Source organism: Micromonospora sp. NPDC048843, from assembly GCF_040649965.1.
Taxonomy (GTDB): domain Bacteria; phylum Actinomycetota; class Actinomycetes; order Mycobacteriales; family Micromonosporaceae; genus Micromonospora; species Micromonospora hortensis.
Map to the genome: position 1 here is coordinate 1 of NZ_JBEZGJ010000326.1, position 3,851 is coordinate 3,851.

General features: G+C 69.9%; 6 protein-coding genes. 2 read left to right on the forward strand and 4 right to left on the reverse strand.

The genetic code is table 11. From position 1 onward, the window contains the following. Positions 1-72 precede the first annotated feature (72 nt). From AB0C20_RS35550 to AB0C20_RS35560, 3 genes are read right to left on the reverse strand one after another with little or no spacing between them, the layout of a single operon-like run. Positions 73-435: a PH domain-containing protein gene (locus tag AB0C20_RS35550; protein ID WP_030337500.1), complete on the reverse strand. Its 363-nt coding sequence runs from the start codon at positions 433-435 to the stop codon at positions 73-75. 10 nt (positions 436-445) lie between these two features. After that, positions 446-1,201, reverse strand: coding sequence for a class I SAM-dependent methyltransferase (locus tag AB0C20_RS35555; RefSeq protein WP_357569656.1), 756 nt, complete (start codon positions 1,199-1,201; stop codon positions 446-448). Beyond that, positions 1,198-2,082, reverse strand: coding sequence for a LysR family transcriptional regulator (locus tag AB0C20_RS35560; protein ID WP_357569657.1), 885 nt, complete (start codon positions 2,080-2,082; stop codon positions 1,198-1,200). The genes AB0C20_RS35555 and AB0C20_RS35560 overlap by 4 nt, the downstream gene beginning before the upstream one ends. Before the next feature lie 114 nt (positions 2,083-2,196). Here AB0C20_RS35560 and AB0C20_RS35565 point away from each other — a divergent pair, with 114 nt between their 5' ends. Then, positions 2,197-2,661 (forward strand): VOC family protein, encoded by a 465-nt coding sequence (locus AB0C20_RS35565; protein ID WP_357569658.1) that lies wholly within the window; start codon positions 2,197-2,199, stop codon positions 2,659-2,661. On the opposite strand, the gene AB0C20_RS35570 is transcribed toward AB0C20_RS35565, so the two are convergent. Then, a complete protein-coding gene (locus AB0C20_RS35570; protein WP_238680657.1) occupies positions 2,648-2,956 on the reverse strand; it encodes a 4a-hydroxytetrahydrobiopterin dehydratase in 309 nt (102 codons plus the stop codon). The two genes, AB0C20_RS35565 and AB0C20_RS35570, sit on opposite strands and share 14 nt — an antisense overlap. A gap of 183 nt (positions 2,957-3,139) precedes the next feature. Between AB0C20_RS35570 and AB0C20_RS35575 the strand changes: the two genes are divergently transcribed. Next, entirely contained in the window at positions 3,140-3,583 is a 444-nt protein-coding gene (locus AB0C20_RS35575; protein WP_238687711.1) for a (deoxy)nucleoside triphosphate pyrophosphohydrolase, read from the forward strand. Positions 3,584-3,851: the final 268 nt, after the last annotated feature.

Genomic DNA, 3,851 nt, shown 5'->3' on the forward strand with positions numbered 1-3,851 from the left:
TCATCCTGCCGGCCGCGGTGCCCGGCGTCGTCGCGGCTATTACGCCAGCCGGGCCCACGACGGTACGTGCGGTCAGGAGATGTGGTGCAGGATCACGTTGTGCACGTGGTGGCTCTTCTGCGCGCCACGGAACTCCACCTCGTAGGTGTGCGTGCCGACGTGGATGGCGATGGCGCCGGTGGAGAAGAACGAACCACCCCACGACTTGTTGCTGACCACGCTCACGCTGGTGATCTTCGAGTACGGGATGCTGGTGATCGCGAACCGCTTGCCGACGAACGAGCGGTCCTGAATGATCACGCGGCGGTCCGTCAGCCCGATGAACCCGGTGCCGGTGCCGACGGCGTCGTAGACGGCGATGATCTGCTCGCCTTCGAGGAGGCCACTCTCAATCTGCTGGACCTGCTCTTTGCGGTCGTACGCGATGTTCGCCATGTGCTCCAGGCTAGAAAACCGGTGCCAACGGGCCCACCCGGGCGAGGACCACGAACTCGCCGTCGCCGTGGCCGACGGGCTCGCCGCGCCAGCCCCCGTGAACAGTGTCCACAATGAAGCCCGCCCTGGTCAGGGAGGTGCGCAGCTCGACCTCGGTGCGGAAGCGCACCGTCGCCGAGCTGAGGATCTCTTCCCCGTCGTCGAAGTGGTAGTGGTGGGTGAAGTCGACCACTCCGTCGCGTACCCCGGTGACCTCGGTCCACGCGCGGACCTCGCCGCCGGCGGGCAGCGTGACCAGCCGGTGCGAATCCACCGGGTTCCACAGCTCCCAGCGACGGTCCGCCGGGTCGCGGGCGTCGAACACCAACCGGCCGTTGGGCACGAGCGCCCGGGCCAGGTCGGCGAGGGTACGCGCCCACTCCGCATCGTCCACGAAGAACTGCGCCACGTGGCTGGTCAGCACCGCCACGTCGAACGCCCGATCCGGCAGCAGCGCCGAGGTGCCCTCAAGCCAGGTGACCCGCTCACCACAGGGCTTGGCACGGGCGGCGGCCACTGACGCGCCGGCCGGGTCCACTCCGGTGACTCTGTGCCCGGCGGCGGCGAGGGCGACGGTCAGCCTGCCGGTGCCGCAGCCGAGGTCGAGCACCCGGGCGGCCGGGGTCTCGTCGACCACCGCCTGGAAGAAGTCGTCGTCCGGCCCCCACCGGCACTCCGCGTCGTACACCTGGACCAGCCGGTGGTGGCGAAACTCGGCGTGCCTCATCGGGGGTTCGCGTCGGTAGCGGCGCGGACGAACTCGCGTACCCGGGTGGTGGTGTTGCTGGGCAGCCAGACCGGCCCTCGTTCGATCGGTGGCGCGTCGTGGATGGGCACGTACGCCACGTCGGGGCGCGGGTAGTAGCGCCGCGTGTGCTCGCCCACCGGCAGGACGCCCCGGCCCAGGGCGACCAGGGACAGCATCTCGGAGAAGGTGTTCCCGGCGGGCCCCTTTGGCACCGCCCGGCCGGACGGGGTGCGTTCCGGGGTGCGGTCCCGCTTGAACTCCACCGAGGTCACTGTCGGGTACTGCACCACCGGGTGGTCGGCGAGCACCTCCAACGACACCGACCGCTCCCGGGTGAGCGGGTGACCCGCCGCTACCGCCAGCGCCCGGTCCTCGGAGAGCAGCGCCGGGCCGGTGGCCATCCCGTCGAAGGGGTACGAGGCGATCAACACGTCCGTCGAGCCGTCGAGCAGCCCTGATCGGGTGGTGGACAACTGCGCCTCGTGCACCTCCACCCGGCAGTCGGGGTGCCGTTCACCGAACAGGGCCACCGCCCGGAGCAGCACCGGTGCGGTCCACTCGCCGAGGAACGCCACCCGCAGCGTCCCGGTCACGCCCCGGGCGGCGTCGGTCGCGCGGCGGACGGCCTCGTCCATCCCGGCGACCAGCGGGGCCAGCTCGTCGGCGAGCTGCCGGCCGATCGGGGTGAGCCGGACGACCCGACTGGTGCGGGCGAACAGCGGTGCGCCGATCCGGCGTTCCAGCTTCTTCACGATGTGGCTGACCCGGCCGGTGCTCACTGTCAGCCGCTCGGCGGTCCGGCCGAAGTGCAGTTCGTCCGCGAGGGTCAGGAACGTCTCGACCTCGTACCGCTCCAGCACGTCGTTCCCATCGTTGACCTGTGGGCAACGATCGTAGCGGTATCGGGTCTTGGTCGGCGTCCCTCGTCCGGGGATCGTGAACCCGGCAGGGAAAACCGAGCGAAAGGCTCCGACATGAGCGTTGACGACTACCTGAGCGGCTCACCTGAAGGAGGCGTGAGCGCGGTGCGGGTAACCGGTTTCGACCACCTGGTGCTGACCGTCGCCGACGTGGAACGGTCCCTGGACTTCTACTGCGGCCAGCTCGGGCTGGCGCCGGTACGGGTCGACGAGTGGCGTGCGGGCACCGTCCCGTTCCCCTCGGTGCGGATCAGCTCCGACAGCATCATCGACCTCGTCCAAGGTGAGCCGCAGGGCGCGAACGTGGACCACTTCTGCCTGGTGGTGGCACCACTGGACTGGGCGCAGGTGATCGATTCGGGGGTCTTCACTGTGCTGACCGGGCCGGTCAGCCGGTTCGGCGCCCGCGGTTCGGCGACCTCGATCTACGTGCGGGACCCGGACGGCAACTCGGTGGAGTTGCGCTGGTACCCGCAGGACGCCCTGTCGGATTCGGAGACGGTCGTCAGGCCTCGGTGACCGCCCGGTAGGCGTCCTCGATGCGGGCGGCCAACAACACCTCGCCCTCGGTCAGCGGGTCGCCGCTGCCGTGCCCGACCCGAATCTGGGTGCTGTCGGCCCGGCGGCTGATCTCGGGTCGCAGATGCAGCGCATCCGCGACGACCTTGACCCGTTCAGTTAGTGCGGCGTGTTGGGTATCGTCGATCACGAGCGTCCGTCGGATCTGCTCGCCCTCGCGCGTCCAACCAGATAGCAAGGTCAACGCGTCGGAAAGGTAGTCGTGCTTGGCCCTGCTGTTGAACAGCACGCGCATCACCGCACCCCCCAAGCGCCGTTGCCGGCTTGTGGCCAAATCGTCGCCATCCCGTGTCTTGTCGGTGTCTCCTAGTCTCTCGCTGCTCGGAGGGGGTGTCCACGCCCACACTTCCGTGTCTTATTGGCCTAGCGGACGGCTACGGTACCCAAACCGCCGATTGATCTGGCACCCTGGACGCCCGTGCGGACCGAACGGGCGAATGATGGCGGGCAGGCCGAACGACGGGACCTGAAGGTGATCGTCGGTGCGGCGATCATCCGGGATGGGCGGGTGCTCGCCTGTGCGCGTTCCGCCCCACCCGAGGTAGCGGGCATGTGGGAGTTTCCGGGCGGAAAGGTCGAGCCGGGGGAGGCCGAGACCGACGCGTTGATCCGGGAGTGCGCCGAGGAGTTGGCCGTACGCGTCGAGATCGGCGACCGGGTCGGCCGCAACGTACGGATGGCGCACGGCCGGTCGGTGCTCAAGGTGTACGCGGCCCGCCTGCTCGGCGGCGACCAGCCGCAGGCGCTGGAGCACGAGGCGCTTCGGTGGCTCACGGCCGACGAACTGGACTCGGTCACCTGGCTGCCCGCCGACGCCCCCATCGTGGCCGCCCTCCGCCCCCTCCTGCTCACCTCACGTTGATCATGAAGTTATTGCCACCGCCGGCGGCGTGTCGTGGCAATAACTTCATGATCGACGGGGGCGAACGGGGGTCGGGGCCGGGGGTCGGGGGCGGACGTGGGACGGGGGCCGTGGCCGGCACTACCGCCTCGGCCGGCGTGCCGAAGCCCTCACCCCGGCGGGTCTTCACCTCGGGGCCTCTACCGGAGGAGGCGGGGGATGAGCGGTCGGGACGACAACGCTCCGGAGAACACGGGTGAGGCGGCCGAGCGGGAGGCTGCCAAGCAGC